Origin of the sequence: Porphyromonas sp. COT-052 OH4946, assembly GCF_000765965.1 — a bacterium.
Lineage (GTDB): Bacteria > Bacteroidota > Bacteroidia > Bacteroidales > Porphyromonadaceae > Porphyromonas > Porphyromonas gulae.
The window spans coordinates 221,930-240,859 of sequence record NZ_JQZY01000009.1 but is presented as its reverse complement, the minus strand read 5'-3'; the positions used below and the strand labels follow the sequence as shown (position 1 = coordinate 240,859).

Here is an 18,930-nt window from a genome sequence, read left to right as displayed (position 1 = left end):
AGTCAGAAACAGGTAATGGGAAATCTAATCAACAAAGGATATAGGCAATTTCTTTGAAAGCATATGAGGACTTTCGGCCATCGGCACGCACCAATAACAGCTCTCCCGAAGCCAATACATCGGCAATCATGGCATCGAAACGCCCTTCCTTGTCTTGGAAGGGGTGGTACCCTACCCTCCTGTAAAGACACTGCATATAACGAGAGTGAAGCCGGTCGGCAGTATGCTCCTCAATGTGCCTGTAGAGCAAACGCATCTCCTGCACGAAAGAGCGGAATATCTCCATACGATCTACCGGATGCCCCAGAATGATCCGAACCGATGTAGGATTGGGGAGATAGCTCGGATAGTCGCTTTCGTTGATATTGAGACCGACTCCCAAAATACTGTAGTCGAGACTGCTGCCCGTCAGGCTATGTTCGATCAGTATGCCTGCTATTTTCCTGTCTCCATAGTATATATCGTTCGGCCATTTGATGCTGAGCATCTCGGCAGAGGGAAGTATGTCGGCGAGTGTATGGAGTGCGGAGAGCGCACACAGTCGGGAGAGATCGAATTGCTGCTGTGCATGGACCATGGTCGGCCTCAGCAGAACGGAAAAGGTCAGGTTCAAGCCCGGAGAAGCGAACCAGCTATTACCCTGCTGTCCTCGTCCCGCAGTCTGATTGTCTGTCATGACCACCGTCCACGCAGGCAGGTCGGGATCCTGCACCAAAAGATCGGACAGATAGGAGTTGGTGCTGGCCGTTTCGGGCAGATGGATCAGATACTCTTCAGACCAGCTGTTCTTCTTGGACTCCATCGAAAGGCGGTTGTGTGCGAATGTATTTGGGCAGTTTGGATACGACCAGAGCATACGAATGCCGGATGAGCCGTGCAATCAGATCGGCAGGGACATCCGAATCCAAAGCTACGCTGTTCCAATGCCGTTTGTTCATATGGAAAGCCCCCATGATACCCTCATAGTGCATCCTCAAATGTTCGGACTTATCGGGATCGCATTTGAGCGCGATGATTTTCTTTTCGGAATCAAGGGGTAACAGAGCGAACATTTTGCCGGCTACTTTCATAACCAACGTAACATCATCGAACGGGAAACTCTCCTCCACCTGCGGCAGCGACAAGCATAGCTCTCGAGCTTGCTCTATGTCCATATATTATTTTATTTTTGCTACGTTATGAATTTCGCTCCACTTTTGCTTGGGGCACGGTCTAACAAAAATAATGGAAAAACTCATTTTTGCCACAAACAATCCACATAAGCTCAACGAGATTCGTCATATTCTTGAGGGAAAGGTGGAGATTGTCGGATTGGATGAAATAGGTTGTCGGGAGGATATTCCCGAAACGGCCGACACACTACAGGGAAATGCTTTGCTCAAAGCAGAATTTGTTCACAAACGATATGGTTTACCTTGCTTTGCCGACGATACGGGATTGGAAGTAGAAGCTCTCGACGGAGCACCCGGCGTGCACTCTGCACGGTACGCAGGAGAACCGACCAATGCCGATGCCAATGTAAGGAAACTACTCGAAGCATTGAGCAGTGTACCACATCCCAGAAAAGCATGCTTCCGTACGGTGATCGTCCTGATCGATGATCATGGAAAACACTTTTTCGAAGGTAAGATCGATGGCACCATAGCATCCGAACGCCGAGGATCGGGTGGCTTCGGCTATGACCCCATTTTCATCCCGGAGGGACACACGCTCAGCTTTGCAGAAATGGGAGAAGAAACCAAAAATCAAATCAGCCATCGTGCTTTGGCAGTGGCACAGCTCCGCGACTTTTTATTATGTGCAAAATAAGGTTCAGCTTCTTGCAGGCCCTTTTCGCCTGCTTATTATTCACCTCTTTTTCTCTCCAAGCCCAAGAGGAAGGCATTTGGAATACCCTCTTGGCTATCCACAAGACAGAAAAAGCCGTAGAAACGCCCAAGAAAGTCTTTGCCGTAGCCAACGGAGTACTTTACTCGGTGGGCAAAGAAGCTCCCCATGAGGTAAAGATCTTCGACCGTATCAGCGGACTCAGTGACACATCGGTGAGCAGCATAGCCTACTCCGAGCAGCTGAGATCCTTGGTCATATACTATGCATCGGGCAATATCGACATCATGGACGAAGCAGGCCGTGTGACCAACATACCTGCACTGAAAGACAATATCGATCTGATAGACAAAACGCTCAATCGCCTTTTGATCGTAGGCAACAGGGCTTATTTGGCAGGAGGATTCGGCCTCTCCGTTCTGGATGTCGCCGAGGCTCGCATACCGGCTACCTACGCCAAGGGAACTAAGGTCACCGATGTGGCTAAGCTGGACAATGATCGCTTGCTGATGCTGAAAGAAGGGCAACTCTTCATCGGAAAGGAGACCGATAACCTGCAAGATCCGGCCGCATGGACAGCCCTGTCTTTGGATTTGCCGATGGCTTCGGTCACCGGTTTGGGTATTGTCGGGGAAGACATCTGTTTCCTGTTTGCCGATGGCCGAGTATATGTCGCTGCAAACCAGTCGTTAGAGCCGGAGCTATTGCTCTCCTCCTCTGCCAACTCGCGACTGCATGTGACGGATCGCGGTCTGTTCGTCTCTGCTGAAAATCGGATTTATTTCATAGAAAAAGGTCGTAAAACGACACAATTTCCTATAGCCAACGTCCTGGGTGTCGGTGCCATGGGCGAAAGCAATACGGCATACATAGCATTGGGAGAAGAAGGCTTGGCTTCACTTCTTCTCACAGAAGGAAGCACAGCCGAAGCTATGCCTGTAACATTCGACGGACCGGGGGACAATGACTTCTACGAGATGCGGTTTCGTCATGGACGCCTGTACGCGGCTAGCGGACTATGGGGGACGAACCTGATGGGACATGCCGGTATGGTGAAGTTATACGACGGCAACCGATGGACCAACTTCGACAAGGAGACCGTACAGGAGCAGTTGGGTGGCGGATTCAATTTCAATGATGCCGTCGATATAGCTGTTTCCAGCGGAGATCTCGATCACTTTTTTGTCGGTACATGGGGAAACGGTCTGTTCGAATTCAAGGATGGCAAAGTGATAGCTCGCTATTCGGGAAACGAAACCGCTATCGCAGAATGTAATCCCGGAGATGCCCGTGTGAAAGCGATTGCCTTCGACAACAAGGGCAACCTCTGGGGGACACTCGGTGCCGTAGGCAAGAACATCTTCATGTACGATCCGCAGAGTAGCACGTGGCATTCTTTCAGCTATCCGGATGTAGCCAATTTGGCCTCATTCGGCAATATGATTATCCTTCCCAACGGAGACAAATGGGTAAACATCCTCCACCGCAGTGGCGGATCCACGCGCAAAGGTGTCCTCATCTTCAACGATCGGGGTACGCCGGAAACGACTTCGGACGACAGCCATCTTTACGTCGAGCAGTTTGTCAATCGCCTCGGGGCTGCCATAGGACATAAGACCATCTATGCAATGGCCGTCGATCATAACGGCTCTGTCTGGATGGGATCGGATATAGGTATTTTCGGCGTCTACAATGCAGCCGGAGCCTTATCTTCGAATTCTACCCCTATCGCTGTTCGACCGGTCGGAGGAGAAGAACCCAATTTGTACTATGTCCTGGACAAGGTGACGGTGACGGACATCGTTGTGGACAAACTCAACCACAAATGGGTTGCCACCCAAGGGACTGGACTCTATCTACTTTCGGAAGACTGCAGCAAGATCCTGGCACAATATACCGTAGAAAACAGTCCTTTGCTTTCTAACAATATCCTCTCTATCGCCCTGAATGACGATAACGGACTGCTGTACATCGGCACGGCGGACGGACTGATGACCTTCCAAACAGGTACGGGGAGTGGATCAGCTTCCGAACTGGACGGCGTCTATGTATACCCCAATCCGCTAAGACCGGAATATCCCGATGGCGTCACCATTGCCGGACTGCAAGCCGGCTGTAGTGTCAAAATCACCGATACCACCGGCAGACTGCTATACCAGACTGAGAGCGTAACCACCGAAGTCAAATGGAATGCTCGAGGTGCCGATGGCAATAGGGTAGCTTCGGGCGTATATGCCGTTGCAGTGTACGATCCGGCATCGAAAAAGTCCAAACTAATTCGCTTCGCAGTGATTCGCTGACACACAGCCTTTTCTCTCGCAAACAACATTTTAATCCAAACTAATAGGTAATGAACAAAAAGATTTTTGTTGCATCGCTTGCGTTTGCTGCTGCTTCCGTAGCAGGATCGATGCAGGCTCAGAATGCAAAAGGAGCTCTCACACCCAAAGTGCTCGAAGAGATCCGCTCATCTTATGCCGGCACACCGGCCGATAGAGCTTTGCGCAATGCTGTCATAGCTAACGGTATGACCTTTACAAACAGTGCCAAGACGGATTTTCCCGATGCTCAGTTTAGCCATCGTGTCCAAAGCAAAGGCATATCCGATCAGCACCAAAGTGGCCGTTGCTGGCTCTTCACCGGCATGAATGTCCTGCGATCAAGGATGATAACGGACAACAATATGGATTCTTTCTTCTTCTCCCACAACTATTCGTTCTTTTGGGATCAATTGGAGAAATCCAACCTCTTCTTGCAAGGGATCATCGACACCAGAAACAAACCGATTGACGACAAAATGGTGGAATGGCTCTTCAAAAATCCGATTGGCGACGGCGGACAATACACCGGTGTATCGGAGAATCTGATGAAGTACGGTCTCGTACCTGCCGAGGTGATGCCCGAGACTCGCAATAGCAACAATACCACATCCCTCAACCGCATCCTCTCCAAAGTACTGCGCCAAGGTGGTATGCGCTTGCGTCAGGCTGCCGAAAAGGGAGCCGGTGAGGCGAAGCTGGAAGCACAGAAGAAAGACATTCTCAAGCGTGTCTATCGTCTGCTCGTCATGAACCTCGGGGAGCCTCCCACGGAGTTTACATGGAGCATGCGCGATGCATCCGGCAAGGTGATCTCTACACAGAAATACACACCGCAGAGCTTCTTCAAGCAGTTTGTGCATGAAGATATGCGCGAGGATTACGTCATGGTCATGAACGATCCCAGCCGCCCTTACTACAAACTCTTTGAGATCGACTACGACCGCCACAACTACGACGGCAAGAACTGGACATACGTGAATGTACCGATGGAAGACCTCAAGCAGATGGCTATCGCATCCATCAAAGACAGTACCATGATGTACTACTCTTGCGATGTTGGCAAGGAGTTGGATCGTACTCGTGGCATATTGGCTATGGACAATAACGACTATGCCTCACTGCTCGGCGAAGAGTTCACGCTCAACAAGAAGGAACGCATACAGACATTCGATAGCGGTTCTACGCATGCCATGACACTTATGGCTGTGGATTTGGACGCAACCGGTAAGCCCACCAAATGGATGGTAGAGAACAGTTGGGGAGCCAACAACGGTGCACAGGGTCACCTGATCATCACCGATGAATGGTTCGATGCCTATACATTCCGTTTGGTTGTAAACAAGAGGTACGTACCGGCCAAGGTGCTCGACATCCTGAAGACCACGCCCATACGTCTGCCCGCATGGGATCCCATGTTTGCCCCCGAGCAATAAGCTCTCCCCCTACAAAAGCATTCCTGTCCTTAGGACAATTAAAACAAATCCCTCAGCAAGGCCGACCTGCTGAGGGATTTGTTTATCCACTGTTTACGATTAAGTAGTCGTCCCTTAAAAACGTTCTTTAAGGGACGACTAACTAGAATATCGCTTAACTTATGCTTGCAACGACCCACTACACGTGGATCTTCTACCTTAGAAAAATAACCTTGTACATCCATAACCCGAAGATAACTCTATTTTGATGCGATTGCCCTGATTTTTTCTCTCAAAACGAATCGGGGATAAAAAAACTTTGTATTTTTGCCCCAAAGCAAGAAATCAAAAACAATACTATCGAATATGGAAATCAAAAAATCGCCTAAGGCCGACTTGGAAAAAGGAAAAGGCTTAAATTTCCTTTTGGGCCTTGTCGTAGCACTCGCGATCGTGTATGTTGCTTTGGAATATCGTACCTACGATAAGATAGAGACTTATACACGTGATAAAGTGGATATTGCAGACATGGAGGAAACCATCCTGCTGGAAGAAAATGAACCGGAGCCCGAACAACCGGAACCGGAACAGCCACAACAACAGGAAGTGCAGCTGCCTGAAGAATTCAAAGTAGTGGACAATACACAGAAAGTAGAGAAAATTGCTTTGGTTTCTGTCGATGAAAGCAAGCCTTTGCCTCCGCCTACGCAAGTTGCCCCTGTAAAGGTTGAAGAAGAAGAAGACAAAATCCACGAGGTAGTAGAAAGTCCGGCAGAGTTTCCGGGTGGTTATACAGCTCTCTCTAAATGGCTTAGTAAGAATTTGGTCTATCCGGAGCAAGCTGCCGAGATGGGTGTTCAGGGCAAAGTGATCGTTCGCTTTGTAGTCGAAAAAGATGGATCTGTAACCCAGGCAACTGTGGTTAAAGGTATTGACCCCGCTCTTGACAAAGAAGCTCTCCGCGTGATACAGGCGATGCCCAAATGGAAGCCCGGTATGCAGCAAGGAAGAGCAGTGCGTGTACGCTGCACCCAACCTGTTCAGTTCAAGCTGCAATAAGCAGGCTTGCGGGATCTGTGCTCGAGCGAAAAAGACATTAACGTGAGCTTTTATCCCTATAGCTCAATCTCTTATTAGAGAATACAAAAGGCTCCCTGTCCTTGATCTTGGACAGGAAGTCTTTTTTATTTTTAGTTTTTTCCTATTAAACCAACCTATTGCCCTATGCATACATTCGAAGACCTTAGAGAAATAATAGAACAGGAGATAGCATCACAACCATACGATCAGAGAAAACCTGACGGGCTATTCCAACCAATATCATATATTTTGAAACTTGGAGGCAAACGTGTACGCCCAACACTTGCATGTATTGCCTGCGAAATGTTCGGCGGAGATTATAAACCGGCACTTGAAGTAGCTATGGCCATCGAAACATATCATAACTTCACCCTGCTACATGACGATCTCATGGATAAATCCTCTATGAGAAGAGGCAAAGAAACAGTACACCATCGGTGGGGTGAAAATACGGCCATTCTATCCGGAGACGCCATGACTATTGCCGCCTATGAGCATTTAGCAAAAGTAGATAGTGTGCTACTGCCGATTCTGTTACCCCTATTCAACAGGATGGCTATAGAAATTTGCCAAGGACAGCAATACGACATGGAGTTCGAACGGCGTGACTTTGTAACAGAAGACGAATACTTGGAGATGATTCGACTGAAGACTGCAGTCCTTTTGGCCACAGCGCTGAAGATGGGGGCGATAGCAGGTAGGGCCTCGATCGAAAAAGCAGATATTCTCTACCGCTATGGCATACATATCGGACTGTCGTTCCAATTGGAGGACGATCTTCTCGACGTATATGGGGATCCGATTATTCTGGGGAAGAAAATCGGTGATGACATAGCCTGCAACAAGAAAACCATGCTTCTGATCAAAGCCCTTAAGATGGCACAAGACGAAGAACTGAATCGTCTCAAAGAAGCTCTTTTAATGTCGGATTCACAACGCGAAGAAAAGATCAGAGCCGTAACAGGTACTTATAATCGCCTGGGGATTCGTCCGATAGTGGAAGATCTGATAGACTATCACAATGGCTTAGCCGAAAAGGCTTTGGATGAACTCGGACTCGATGACAGCAAAACAAAGCCGTTGCGAGAACTGATTAGCACCCTTCGTAGTAGAAAATCATGAGAAATCCCCCCAAATCATTTAATACATGAGTCTGATTTTGTGAAGGAGACACACCTAAAACAAAATTAGGCCTCGGCCTATGATGCTCATAGATACCCATACTCATGTATATGAGTCGCAGTTCGATGATGATATTGAGCAAGTAATTCTATCTGCGAAAGAAGCGGGCGTAGTCCATCTCGTCATGCCAAATATCGATGTGGAAAGCATTCCCCGTATGCAGCGGATACTCGCCCTGTATCCCACTTACGTATCCGAAGCGATGGGACTACATCCGACTTCTGTTCGGGAGGATTACAGGGAGCAACTCGCCCGCATCCGACAAGAATTGGACAAGCGTCGGTTTGTGGCTATAGGAGAAATCGGGATTGATTTGTATTGGGACAAAACATTCCAAGCAGAGCAGACAGAAGCTTTCCTGACGCAGATAGAATGGAGTATGCTCTATGACTTGCCGATCATTATTCACTCCCGGGAAGCATGGGATGTCGTGTTTGCGTGTTTGGAGAAGTTCCCATCCGATAAGATTCGAGGTGTTTTTCACAGCTTCTCAGGAGACGAGGCAAACCTCCAACGAGCTCTATCATATCCACATTTTTATATAGGCATCAATGGAACTATAACATTCAAAAAAAACGTCCTCCCCACCCTATTGCCTCAGATCCCGCTAGATCGTCTTCTACTTGAAACTGACTCTCCGTACTTAGCACCTGTACCCAAAAGAGGTCGACGCAATGAGCCGGCCTACCTGGCGCATACTGCTACATTTATTGCCCATGTCCTCGGACTAGATCCTGAGTATTTGGCAAAGAAGACTACTCGGAACACATGCAGTTTCTTGGGCTTAGAGCTTGTGAAAGAGAAAATAATAAAACAGGGCTAAACGTTCTGACAGAAAAAATGTGCGCCAAAATAGGGATAGAATGACGAAAAAAACATAGATTTGCGGATGAATCCGATAACTACATTGTAGTGATCGATAATCCTCCCACCCATAATTCGAGGTTATGAGGCTGATGCATAAGGCTATAGCCACGCCCAAGTTCATGGGGAGGGAGTTTTTGCTGGAATGACAAGGAGAGGTGCTCGAGTGGTTGAAGAGGCACGCCTGGAAAGTGTGTAAACGCCGAAAGCGTTTCGCGGGTTCGAATCCCGCTCTCTCCGCACAGAAGATCAATAAGTAACAAACAATAAAAACGAAAAGTACTAATCTAAACAAAGACTCGCGATGAAAAAGTTATTTGCAACAATTGCATGTGTGGCCTTTATGTCAGTAGGCTTCATGACTCAAGCTTTCGCTCAAGATGCAGCAGCTGATTCGGTCACTTCAGCAGCTATAGAGACTACTGCAGTAGAAGAGGAAGCTCCTGCAGTTGAAACACTCCCTGCAGCTGAAGAAGCTTCTTTCCACCAAGCATTGAAGAAAAAATTTATCGAAGGTGGCCCCGAGTTTATGTCCACTGTAGCAATTGCTCTTATTCTTGGTTTGGCTATTTGCCTTGAGCGTATCATCTATCTGAATTTGGCTGATACCAACAACGAAAAACTGCTTGCTGATATTGACAAAGCTCTTGAGCGCGGTGATGTAGAAGGAGCCAAGACGATTGCTCGTGATACTCGCGGTCCTGTAGCATCAATCGCTTACCAAGGTCTGATGCGTATCGATCAGGGAGTAGATATTGTAGAACGCTCTATCGTTTCTTATGGTGGTGTTCAGAGTGGTTTGCTCGAAAAGAATCTCTCTTGGATTACTCTCTTTATCGCCATGGCTCCTTCACTTGGATTCTTGGGTACGGTAGTAGGTATGGTGATGGCATTCGACAAGATCGAGCGCGTAGGTGATATCAGCCCGACGGTTGTAGCCGGTGGTATGAAAGTGGCTTTGATCACTACTATCGGTGGTCTTATCGTAGCTTTGATCCTTCAAGTATTCTACAACTATATCCTTTCTAAGGTAGAAACTATCCTCAACAAGATGGAAGATGCATCTATCACATTGCTCGACTCCATCATCAAGTACAACGTGAAATTCAAAAAATAATAACAGATATGGCTGTTACTAAAATAAGAAAAGTATCCAGCTGGACTCTCATTTCCATTGTGACCATCAGCGTTATCGTTGTTTTGGCATTCTTCTTCGGAGGAAATCACGTGGAGGGAGAGAGGACGATCTATCACCAGACCGGCATGCTACTTACTTGGTCATATATTCTATTCGGGGCTGCCGTATTGGCCACTTTGTTCTTTTCCTTTGGCTCTTTTGCCAAGGGCTTCAAGAACAACCCCAAGAGAGCTATGATGTCACTTGTATCTTTCATTCTCTTGGTTGTCGTGTTGCTTATCGGCTATGCAGCGGGTAGTACTGAGGCTATGACCAGCCTCAATGCAGATTCTGCCCAATACAACACACCGGGTTGGTTGAAGGTTACGGATATGTGGCTTTACGCCATCTACACCTTAGGTATTCTTGTAATTTTGGCAACAATTTGGGGTGCAGCCCGCAAGTCACTGAAGCGTTGATCGTGTAATCAATTATAAAAGAAAACAGAAAGCTCTATGGCAAGAAAGAAAAGAAAAACGCCCGGCATTAACGGATCATCATCGGCCGATATCGCTTTTATGTTGCTTATCTTCTTTTTGATTACCACATCAATGGATACGGATATGGGGCTTACTCGTCGTTTGCCACCGCTCTCTCCCAACAAAGAAAAACAACCCGACATCGAGATCAATGATCGCAATATCATGCGTATATTGGTCAATAAGAATGACGAGATCATATTGTTGAAAAAGGGAGCTACGGGATCACAGGATCAGATTATCCCCGTAAAGCTGAATGATTTAAGACGGATTACCAAAGAGTTCATTGCCAACCCTTCTAACCGTGCCGATCTTCCTGAAAAGGAAATGCGCGAAGTGACAGGACTTGGAACAATGGAGCTGGTTACTTCATCTTATGCTATTTCAATCAAAAACCAGATTGAAACTAGCTATCAGATGTACATCAGTGTACAAAACGAACTCATTGCTGCATATAATGAGGTATGGGACGAATTTGCGCAGAAGCATTTCCGCAAGCCATACAAGGAGCTTACTCCTTCCAAGCAGAAAGCTGTTTTAGAAGCATATCCGTTGCACATTTCAGAAATGCCGTTGTCTAATCTCAAGTAAAGAATAAGGAACAAAATGGGAAAGTTTAATAAGTCCGGCGGGCGCGAGATGCCCGAACTCAATACCTCGTCACTACCTGACTTGGTGTTCGCGTTCCTCTTCTTTATCATGATGGTAACGACGATTCGTGAGGTGACGCCCAAGGTGTCGTACAGCAACCTCCCCAAAGCGACTGAATTGACAAAGCTCGAAGAAAAGTCATTGGTTACATTCGTATATATCGGTAAACCGAATGAGGCCTATCAGGCTATGTACGGAACCAAGCCCTGTATTCAGCTGAATGATCAGATTACGCAGGATCCAGGTGCTGTGTACACATACGTTAAGCAAGAGGAAAGCAAGATTAAAGATGAGCGCAAGAAACTTATGACGATATCCATCAAGGGAGACAGAGATACCAAGATGCATATCTTCGAACAAGTAAAATATGAGCTTCGCCGCGCTGATGCTTTGAATATCAACTATTCGGCTCGTAAGGATACCAAATAGGACCTTCGTAGAAGAATAAACACCTTTATAAAAAGGCTGTGTCATGTGAGGAAACTTACGACACAGCCTTTTTCTTTACCTCTCTGTCATAAAGTTTCTTAGCAAGTGTAAGAATGTTTTTCAGACTCTGGCGAACAAAAAAATACACGAAAACGGGTTTTTTGTGCAAAAATCAGCCCGAAAATTTGTTGTGTAACGCAAAAGCGGATAACTTTGGCACAGAAAAAGGCTTATGACAGATATCCATCCGCCCCTCCTCCTCATCGATACCTCCACGCGTGTTTGCTCAGTGGCGGTCGCTGCCACAGGTGCTATCATCTCACAACGGGTTAGCCATGTGGGGAATGCGCACGCTGCTAATATCGGTGTATTCGTACAGGAGGTTTTGACAGAGGCAGCAGGCTTAGGTGTAAAGCCTTCCGTAGTGGCCCTAAGTTCGGGTCCGGGATCCTACACCGGCCTACGCATAGGATCGTCCATTGCCAAGGGAATATGCTTCGGCATGGGAATACCCCTCGTCTCTGTTCCTACTCTGGAGTTGATAGCAGAGGCTGCGCGCCCAGTATCTCAATCCGATTGGTTGATTTGCCCAATGATCGATGCCAGACGCATGGAGGTTTACACGGCTCTTTTCGACTCGAGTGGCAAAGCACTTACCGATACCCAGCCTCTGGTGATAGATAAAAACTCTTTTTCCCAAGAACTCCAACAGCGCAATATCCTATTCGTCGGAGATGGAGCAGAAAAGTGTCGTCCTATTCTTTCACATCCTAACGCTCATTTCACGGAAGAGGTCATCCATCCTCTCGCCTCACATATGCTTCGTCCGGCATTATTACGTATCGAGGCATCGGCTTATGAGGATGTAGCCTATTGGCAGCCCTTCTACTTGAAAGAGTTTGTGGCCACCGTAGCTAAAAACAAAGTAATCCCGACTACTGAAACATTATAAAGCCTATCAAGAAAGATCATACAGAATAGCGAAAGGTTACAATCAAACTAGATAATACTCAAACTCAAAACGAAAATAAACACTCATGAAGATTATCGTTCTTGCTAAACAGGTGCCTGATACCCGTAATGTGGGTAAGGATGCCATGAAAGCCGACGGTACCGTAAATCGTTCCGTCTTGCCGGCTATCTTCAATCCCGAAGACCTCAATGCTTTGGAACAGGCTCTGCGTGTCAAGGAAGCCATGCCTGGTACGACCGTTCATATTCTCACGATGGGACCTCCTCGTGCAGCAGACATCATACGCGAAGCCATGTATCGTGGTGCCGATGGTGGCTACTTGCTTACAGACAGAGCTTTTGCCGGTGCCGATACTTTGGCTACCAGCTATGCCCTTGCTACAGCTATTCGCCATATCGGATCACCCGATCTGATCATCTCCGGCCGTCAGGCTATCGATGGCGATACAGCCCAAGTGGGACCACAGGTGGCAGAGAAGCTCGGACTTCCGCAAGTGACCTATGCTGAAGATATTCTGAAAGTAGACGCCAAGAGCATCGAAATCAAGCGCCGTCTTGAGCGTGGTGTAGAGACCGTTGTCGCTTCAATGCCTTTGGTCGTAACGGTAAACGGCTCCTCAGCTCCGTGTCGTCCGCGCAATGCCAAGTTGCTCCAACGATATAAATATGCGCGTACAGCCTCCGAATCCAAAGATGCGACAGAGGAAATCAAAGCTCTCTTAGACAAACGTGCAGGCTTGCATATTGTAGAGTTGAGTGCAGCGGAAGTAGGGGCAGACCTTTCTCAATGCGGTCTGTCAGGTTCGCCCACGAAGGTGAAACATATTGAGAGTGTTGTGTTCCAAGCCAAAGAGGCCAAACGAATGCTCCCCGAAGATGGAGAGATCGAGGCCCTGATGCAGGAACTTATTGCTAATCATACAATCGGATAAGATAGATCATGAACAATCTTTTTGTATATCTCGAAATAGAGGCAGGCACCGTTCAAGACGTAAGCCTCGAATTGCTGACCAAAGGCCGCTCATTGGCTTCTACCTTAGGCTGCCAACTGGAAGCCATTGCTATCGGCCAGTGTGTCGATGGCGTTGCCGAACAGGTATTTCCTTACGGAGTGGACAAACTGCATGTGTTCGAAGATGATCGTTTGGAACATTATATGACACTCCCTTTTACTTCTATCGTAACGAAGTTCTTCGAAGAGGAAAAACCCCAAATCGCTTTGCTTGGTGCCACCTCCGTTGGACGTGACCTCGGCCCCCGTGTTTCATCCGCATTGGGTAGCGGTCTTACAGCGGACTGTACTTCCCTTGAAATAGGCGATCATGAAGATAAAAAAGAAGGAAAGGTTTACGAGAACCTGCTCTATCAGATCCGTCCCGCATTCGGTGGAAATATCGTAGCCACTATCATCAATCCCGATTGCCGTCCTCAGATGGCTACAGTACGGGAAGGTGTAATGAAGAAAGAAATTCTTTCGGCGGATTACAAAGGCGAAGTTGTTCGTCATTCTGTAGCTGATTATGTCAAAGCCGAAGACTTCGCTGTAAGCATTATCGAGCGTCATATAGAAGCAAGCAAATCCAACCTCAAGGCATCACCCATTGTCGTTGCCGGTGGCTATGGAGTGGGAAGCAAGGAAAATTTTGCCCTCTTACATGATCTTGCATCCGTATTGGGTGGGGAAGTCGGAGCTTCTCGTGCAGCGGTAGATGCCGGTTTTGCCGATCATGACATGCAAATCGGACAGACAGGTATTACCGTTCGTCCCAAGCTCTATATCGCTTGCGGTATCAGCGGACAAATCCAGCACATCGCCGGTATGCAGGAAAGCTCTATCATTATTGCCATCAACAATGATCCGAATGCTCCTATCAATGCGATTGCCGACTACGTGATTACGGGAGCCATCGAAGAAGTGATTCCCAAAATGATTACTTATTACAAGAAGAACAGCAAGTAACAGAGAAAATTATGGCTAATTATTATACAGACACCCCGCAGCTCAGGTACCACCTGAATCACCCGCTGATGCGTCGCATCGTGGAGTTGAAAGAGAGAGGCTATACGCAGAAAGAAGAGTTCGACTACGCTCCGCTCAATTTCGAAGATGCCATGGACAGCTACGAGCAGGTGCTCGAAATCGTTGGCGAGATCTGTGGCGATATCATCGCGCCCAACGCTGAAAGCGTAGATCGCGAAGGCCCTACGCTCCATGATGGCCGCGTTACATATGCAGCCGGCACAAAGCAGAATCTCAAGGCCATCACAGATGCGGGCCTCATGGGTATCTCCATGCCTCGCCGTTATGGCGGTCTCAATTTCCCCATCACCCCTTATATCATGGCTGCAGACATCGTATCACGTGCCGACGCAGGCTTTGAAAATATCTGGGGATTGCAGGACTGTGCTGAGACACTCTACGAATTCGGCAATGAAGATCAGCGCAAGCGTTTCATTCCTCGTGTTTGTGCCGGTGAAACCATGTCAATGGACCTGACCGAGCCGGATGCCGGATCCGACCTGCAAGCCGTCATGCTGAAAGCCACCTATTCCGAAGCAGACGGATGCTGGTATCTGAATGGGGTAAAGCGCTTCATCACAAATGGCGACTCACATATCCACCTCGTATTGGCACGAAGCGAAGACGGTACCACTGACGCCCGTGGTCTCTCTATGTTCATTTATGATCATCGTGATGGCGGAGTGACGGTACGTCGTACGGAAAACAAAATGGGTATTAAAGGTGCTCCTACTTGCGAGCTGGTCTTCAAGAATGCCAAGGCAGAACTTTGCGGAGACCGTAAGATGGGGCTAATCAAGTACGTAATGGCTTTGATGAATGGTGCCCGTCTGGGTATCATGGCACAGTCGGTAGGCCTGTCGGAAGCAGCTTTCCGTGAAGCTCACTCCTATGCTCTCGATCGTAAGCAATTCGGTAAGCCTATTATTGCTTTTGCTCCCGTTTATGAGATGCTCTCTCTCATTCGCGCCAAGGCAGATGCTTCGCGTGCCATGCTGTACGAAACCAGTCGCTTTGTCGATATGTACAAGGTGCTGGAAGACATCAGCCGCGAGCGCAAATTGACACCCGAAGAGCGTACGGAAATGAAGCATTTCAGCCGTTTGGCTGATGCCTATACCCCTATGGGAAAGGGAATGACCTCTGAGTTTGCCAATCAGAATGTCTATGACTGTGTTCAGATCCATGGCGGTAGCGGCTTCATGAAGGACTACACCTGCGAGCGTCTCTACCGCGATGTACGTATCACGAACATCTACGAAGGTACCACACAGTTGCAGGTTGTAGCAGCTATTCGCCATATTACGACAGGCACTTACATCACTCATATCCGTGAAGAGTACCAGCAGACAGAGGTTAAGCCCGAATTGCAACCGATGAAAGAGGCTCTGGCTCGTATGACCGACCGTGCAGAAGCACTAGTAGCATTTGTAACCGAACAGAAAGATCAGGAGCTGCTCGATTTCCAAGCGCGCCGACTCGTTGAAATGACTGCCCATGCAGTCTTCGGACACTTGCTGATGTTGGCGGCCAATGACGACGATTCATTCCGTCAGTCAGCAGAGGTATACCTCCGTTATGGTCAGTCCGAACAGGAAAAGATCGACAGCTATGTACGCGCTTTCCGTCCGGAAGAACTCTCGCTCTATAGCCGTTGCACTCGTCCCGAATAATTAGAGACACATTATACTGAGCCAAAAGAGGCTGTCCCCTGACTTTATGAGGACAGCCTCTTTTGTTTATACTCCGAGGATTTTGAGTATAAAAGGATCCTTCATACAGTTTCCTCTCTCCTATACAGAGACTCTCGCACGGTATTCCCCCGACGAGACCTTTGCAAAACGCTGTAATTTGAATCTCGATCCAAACCTATCCCTGTATCAACTTTTTCAGTACACGTCACGACGATTTACCGCCCCGAAAAACGTGGGGCGTAAAAGTTTTTCTTTTGGTTCGGGAGAAGAAAAAATATCCAGCCAGAACGAAAAAGTTCTCACTCCACTTTTCACAAAAACACGAACCACAATCGCAGCTTTTATCGTTCCAAAATTCCTGAAAGCAACCTTACGGAAAGAGACGAACAGTGGGCTTATTATTCGTATTTTCGTGCATGAATTTCGTGTGCTCTGTCGGGACATGATCCGAGGGATAGACCGCAGACCCTTAATTGGACAAAGGAAGTAGCAATAGGAATAGGAAAAGAAAGATGAAAGAAGAGCTGCAGCATTTGCCTCAGGACGAAGATCTCCACCCGTTCCTCCCTGACGATACGGAGGGAGCATCCGAACCTTATTGGCAAGGGGAGGTATACGACCATGAGTGTAGCTACGAAATCCAAGAAGGCAACGATGAAGTTCTCCTTCCTCCGATGCCGGAGGATCTTTCTAATGAGACCGATATACCATCCCTACATACACCGGAGGCGATCCTACAGCACTATTGGGGCTATGCTTCGTTCAGACCGATGCAGCTCCCGATCATCGAATCCGTTCTGGCTGGGCAAGACACTCTGGGAATACTACCCACGGGGGGCGGCAAGAGCATCACGTTTCAGGTACCCGGGCTGCTACTGCCGGGGCTGACTCTCGTGGTAACTCCTCTGATCGCACTGATGCGAGATCAGGTCATGGGACTGCGCCAAAAGGGTATCAAGGCAGCGGCCGTGCATGCAGGAATGACACGGGAGAAGATCATCACCACGCTCGACAATTGTATTTATGGTCGCTACAAGTTCCTATACGTATCGCCCGAACGTCTGAGCTCGGATCTTTTCCTCAGCCGGCTGCATGCTCTCAGGGTGAGTCTGCTGGTCGTAGATGAATGCCACTGCATATCACAGTGGGGATACGACTTCCGTCCGGCTTACCTCACGATATCGGATATCAGGACGGCTTTGCCGGAAGTTCCCGTTTTGGCACTGACTGCCACAGCGACACTGCCGGTGATCGAGGATATACAGCGCATCCTTCAATTTCCGGAGTCGAATGTGCTGAGGAAAAGTTTTTTCCGTCCCAACCTCTCATACTCCATCCGCAGGACAGCCGACAAAGAGACAATGCTCCTCCATATCCTGAGCCGCGTGGACGGTTCGGCTATTGTCTACTGTCGGAATCGCGACAAAACGCGCGATTTAGCTCGCTTCCTCTGTGAAAACGGATTTTCGGCTGACTTCTATCACGCGGGTCTGAACCACGTAACGCGAGAGATCCGGCAAAAGAGTTGGATGGAGGGAGAAACGCGCATCATCGTCTGCACGAATGCTTTCGGGATGGGTATAAACAAGCCCGATGTCAGATTGGTAGTTCACACAGAGATGCCTTCTTCTCTCGAAGAATATTTCCAAGAGGCAGGCCGAGCCGGTCGCGATGGGGAGAGGGCTTATGCCGTGTTATTGGCCGGGGATGACGATTTGTTCAACCTGAAAAGACGAGTGAGCAACGAGTTTCCTCCGAGGGAATATATCTCCACTGTGTATAATCGGATTTGCAACTATCTGCATGTGGGAGAAGGGGAAGGCTTCGAGCGGTCTTTCGACTTCGACATCGATGCTTTTTGTAGGAATTTCAAGATGTTTCCGACACAGGTTTTGGCTGCGATTCGTATCCTCGATGTAGCCGGAATTTGGGAATATAAGGAGGAAAAATCGCGCTCACGCCTGACCATGCAGGTTCGGCGCGATGAACTGTACCGAATGAGAAGCGAACAGGTGTCGGACAGCATACTGGCAGCCCTGATGAGGACATATGACGGGCTGTTTGCAGATTATGTTTCCATAGTGGAAAGCGAATTGGCCGAGAAGACTGGGCTTAGTGTGGATCAGGTCTACCAGCAACTCCTCATTCTGAACAAAGCCGGTATAGTGAACTATATTCCACAGAAGAATCTGCCACGGATTTATTTCCTCACAAGACGTGAGGATGCAGAATTGCTTCGAATACCTCGTTCGGCTTACGAAGAGCGTCGCGATCGGCTCAAAGCGCGGATCGATCAATCGCTCCGCTACATAGAGGAAGAAAACACTTGCCGCAGCCGAATGCTTTTGGCCTACTTCGGAGAGGAGCAATCTCACAACTGCAAGCTATGCGACGTATGTCTAAGGAGGAAAGAGGGGGAACTACACCACTACGAAGTGGACGACTTACTACACTTCCTCGAAGAACGCCTGACAGAAAGCAACCCCTATGTACTAATTGCAGACATCTGCCAAAAGCTGCAGCACCATCCGGATGTAATACTGAAGGCAATACGTTTCATCATGAAAGAGTCCTGGCAATACTCCACCGACGGCGATGCCGTTTTCCTAACGCACAAACTCCCCGGTGGTCTCAAGCTCTAAACTCCGCCCGACGCCCGCTCTTCTCATTAGCTACAGAAACAGCACATAAATTTCGTCATATTAGCGGGCTCAGGAATTTTGCGGATATATTGCCGTAAACATTCCGCCGCAGATCAGTCTTGTGCAATTTTTCTCCGCTCCACGATGGAGTATAGAGAGTGGGAAGTGGAAAAATAACAG

18 protein-coding genes and 1 tRNA gene are annotated in these 18,930 nt (G+C 48.1%); 17 read left to right on the top strand and 2 right to left on the bottom strand.

The window, feature by feature from the left end; translation table 11 throughout:
- Nucleotides 1-28: 28 nt before the first annotated feature.
- Together HQ50_RS03365 and HQ50_RS03360 are read right to left on the bottom strand one after the other, a co-directional pair.
- Entirely contained in the window at nt 29-802 is a 774-nt protein-coding gene (locus tag HQ50_RS03365) for a biotin--[acetyl-CoA-carboxylase] ligase (RefSeq protein WP_052074884.1), read from the bottom strand.
- Complete coding sequence (locus tag HQ50_RS03360; RefSeq protein WP_018965590.1) at nt 774-1,154, bottom strand: MmcQ/YjbR family DNA-binding protein; 381 nt, start codon at nt 1,152-1,154, stop codon at nt 774-776. The genes HQ50_RS03365 and HQ50_RS03360 overlap by 29 nt, the downstream gene beginning before the upstream one ends.
- A 70-nt stretch (nt 1,155-1,224) precedes the next feature.
- On the opposite strand from HQ50_RS03360, the gene HQ50_RS03355 reads away from it, so the two are divergent.
- The 17 genes from HQ50_RS03355 (at nt 1,225) to HQ50_RS03275 (ending at nt 18,750) form a co-directional block, all read left to right on the top strand.
- Nucleotides 1,225-1,809 (top strand): non-canonical purine NTP diphosphatase, encoded by a 585-nt coding sequence (locus HQ50_RS03355; RefSeq protein ID WP_039419066.1) that lies wholly within the window; start codon nt 1,225-1,227, stop codon nt 1,807-1,809.
- Nucleotides 1,797-4,127, top strand: coding sequence for a hypothetical protein (locus HQ50_RS03350; protein ID WP_039428265.1), 2,331 nt, complete (start codon nt 1,797-1,799; stop codon nt 4,125-4,127). Before HQ50_RS03355 ends, HQ50_RS03350 begins: the two co-directional genes overlap by 13 nt.
- A gap of 50 nt (nt 4,128-4,177) precedes the next feature.
- Nucleotides 4,178-5,581: a C1 family peptidase gene (locus HQ50_RS03345; protein WP_039428263.1), complete on the top strand. Its 1,404-nt coding sequence runs from the start codon at nt 4,178-4,180 to the stop codon at nt 5,579-5,581.
- Between the two features lie 345 nt (nt 5,582-5,926).
- Nucleotides 5,927-6,619, top strand: coding sequence for an energy transducer TonB (locus HQ50_RS03340; RefSeq protein ID WP_039428260.1), 693 nt, complete (start codon nt 5,927-5,929; stop codon nt 6,617-6,619).
- A gap of 165 nt (nt 6,620-6,784) precedes the next feature.
- A complete protein-coding gene (locus HQ50_RS03335) occupies nt 6,785-7,762 on the top strand; it encodes a polyprenyl synthetase family protein (RefSeq protein WP_039428259.1) in 978 nt (325 codons plus the stop codon).
- Nucleotides 7,763-7,841: 79 nt separating this feature from the next.
- A complete protein-coding gene (locus HQ50_RS03330; RefSeq protein ID WP_052074883.1) occupies nt 7,842-8,645 on the top strand; it encodes a TatD family hydrolase in 804 nt (267 codons plus the stop codon).
- Nucleotides 8,646-8,838: 193 nt separating this feature from the next.
- Nucleotides 8,839-8,926: transfer RNA gene (locus HQ50_RS03325), tRNA-Ser, on the top strand.
- Between the two features lie 64 nt (nt 8,927-8,990).
- Nucleotides 8,991-9,803: a MotA/TolQ/ExbB proton channel family protein gene (locus HQ50_RS03320; protein ID WP_039428258.1), complete on the top strand. Its 813-nt coding sequence runs from the start codon at nt 8,991-8,993 to the stop codon at nt 9,801-9,803.
- Between the two features lie 8 nt (nt 9,804-9,811).
- Entirely contained in the window at nt 9,812-10,282 is a 471-nt protein-coding gene (locus HQ50_RS03315) for a hypothetical protein (RefSeq protein ID WP_039428256.1), read from the top strand.
- A gap of 36 nt (nt 10,283-10,318) precedes the next feature.
- Nucleotides 10,319-10,933, top strand: coding sequence for a biopolymer transporter ExbD (locus tag HQ50_RS03310; RefSeq protein ID WP_026292291.1), 615 nt, complete (start codon nt 10,319-10,321; stop codon nt 10,931-10,933).
- 15 nt (nt 10,934-10,948) lie between these two features.
- The gene (locus tag HQ50_RS03305) at nt 10,949-11,422 is read left to right on the top strand and encodes a biopolymer transporter ExbD (protein WP_026292292.1); all 474 of its coding nucleotides are present in this window, start codon (nt 10,949-10,951) and stop codon (nt 11,420-11,422) included.
- Nucleotides 11,423-11,654: 232 nt separating this feature from the next.
- On the top strand, nt 11,655-12,374 hold the full coding sequence (gene tsaB, locus HQ50_RS03300; RefSeq protein ID WP_039425797.1) for a tRNA (adenosine(37)-N6)-threonylcarbamoyltransferase complex dimerization subunit type 1 TsaB: 720 nt from the start codon (nt 11,655-11,657) through the stop codon (nt 12,372-12,374).
- A gap of 85 nt (nt 12,375-12,459) precedes the next feature.
- On the top strand, nt 12,460-13,326 hold the full coding sequence (locus HQ50_RS03295) for an electron transfer flavoprotein subunit beta/FixA family protein (RefSeq protein ID WP_018965602.1): 867 nt from the start codon (nt 12,460-12,462) through the stop codon (nt 13,324-13,326).
- A gap of 8 nt (nt 13,327-13,334) precedes the next feature.
- Complete coding sequence (locus tag HQ50_RS03290; RefSeq protein ID WP_039425807.1) at nt 13,335-14,354, top strand: electron transfer flavoprotein subunit alpha/FixB family protein; 1,020 nt, start codon at nt 13,335-13,337, stop codon at nt 14,352-14,354.
- An 11-nt stretch (nt 14,355-14,365) separates the two neighbouring features.
- Nucleotides 14,366-16,087 (top strand): acyl-CoA dehydrogenase family protein, encoded by a 1,722-nt coding sequence (locus tag HQ50_RS03285; RefSeq protein WP_039428254.1) that lies wholly within the window; start codon nt 14,366-14,368, stop codon nt 16,085-16,087.
- Nucleotides 16,088-16,362: 275 nt separating this feature from the next.
- Entirely contained in the window at nt 16,363-16,470 is a 108-nt protein-coding gene (locus HQ50_RS12505) for a DUF1661 domain-containing protein (RefSeq protein ID WP_160216978.1), read from the top strand.
- Nucleotides 16,471-16,620: 150 nt separating this feature from the next.
- Complete coding sequence (locus tag HQ50_RS03275; RefSeq protein WP_039428253.1) at nt 16,621-18,750, top strand: RecQ family ATP-dependent DNA helicase; 2,130 nt, start codon at nt 16,621-16,623, stop codon at nt 18,748-18,750.
- The last annotated feature ends 180 nt before the right edge of the window (nt 18,751-18,930 follow it).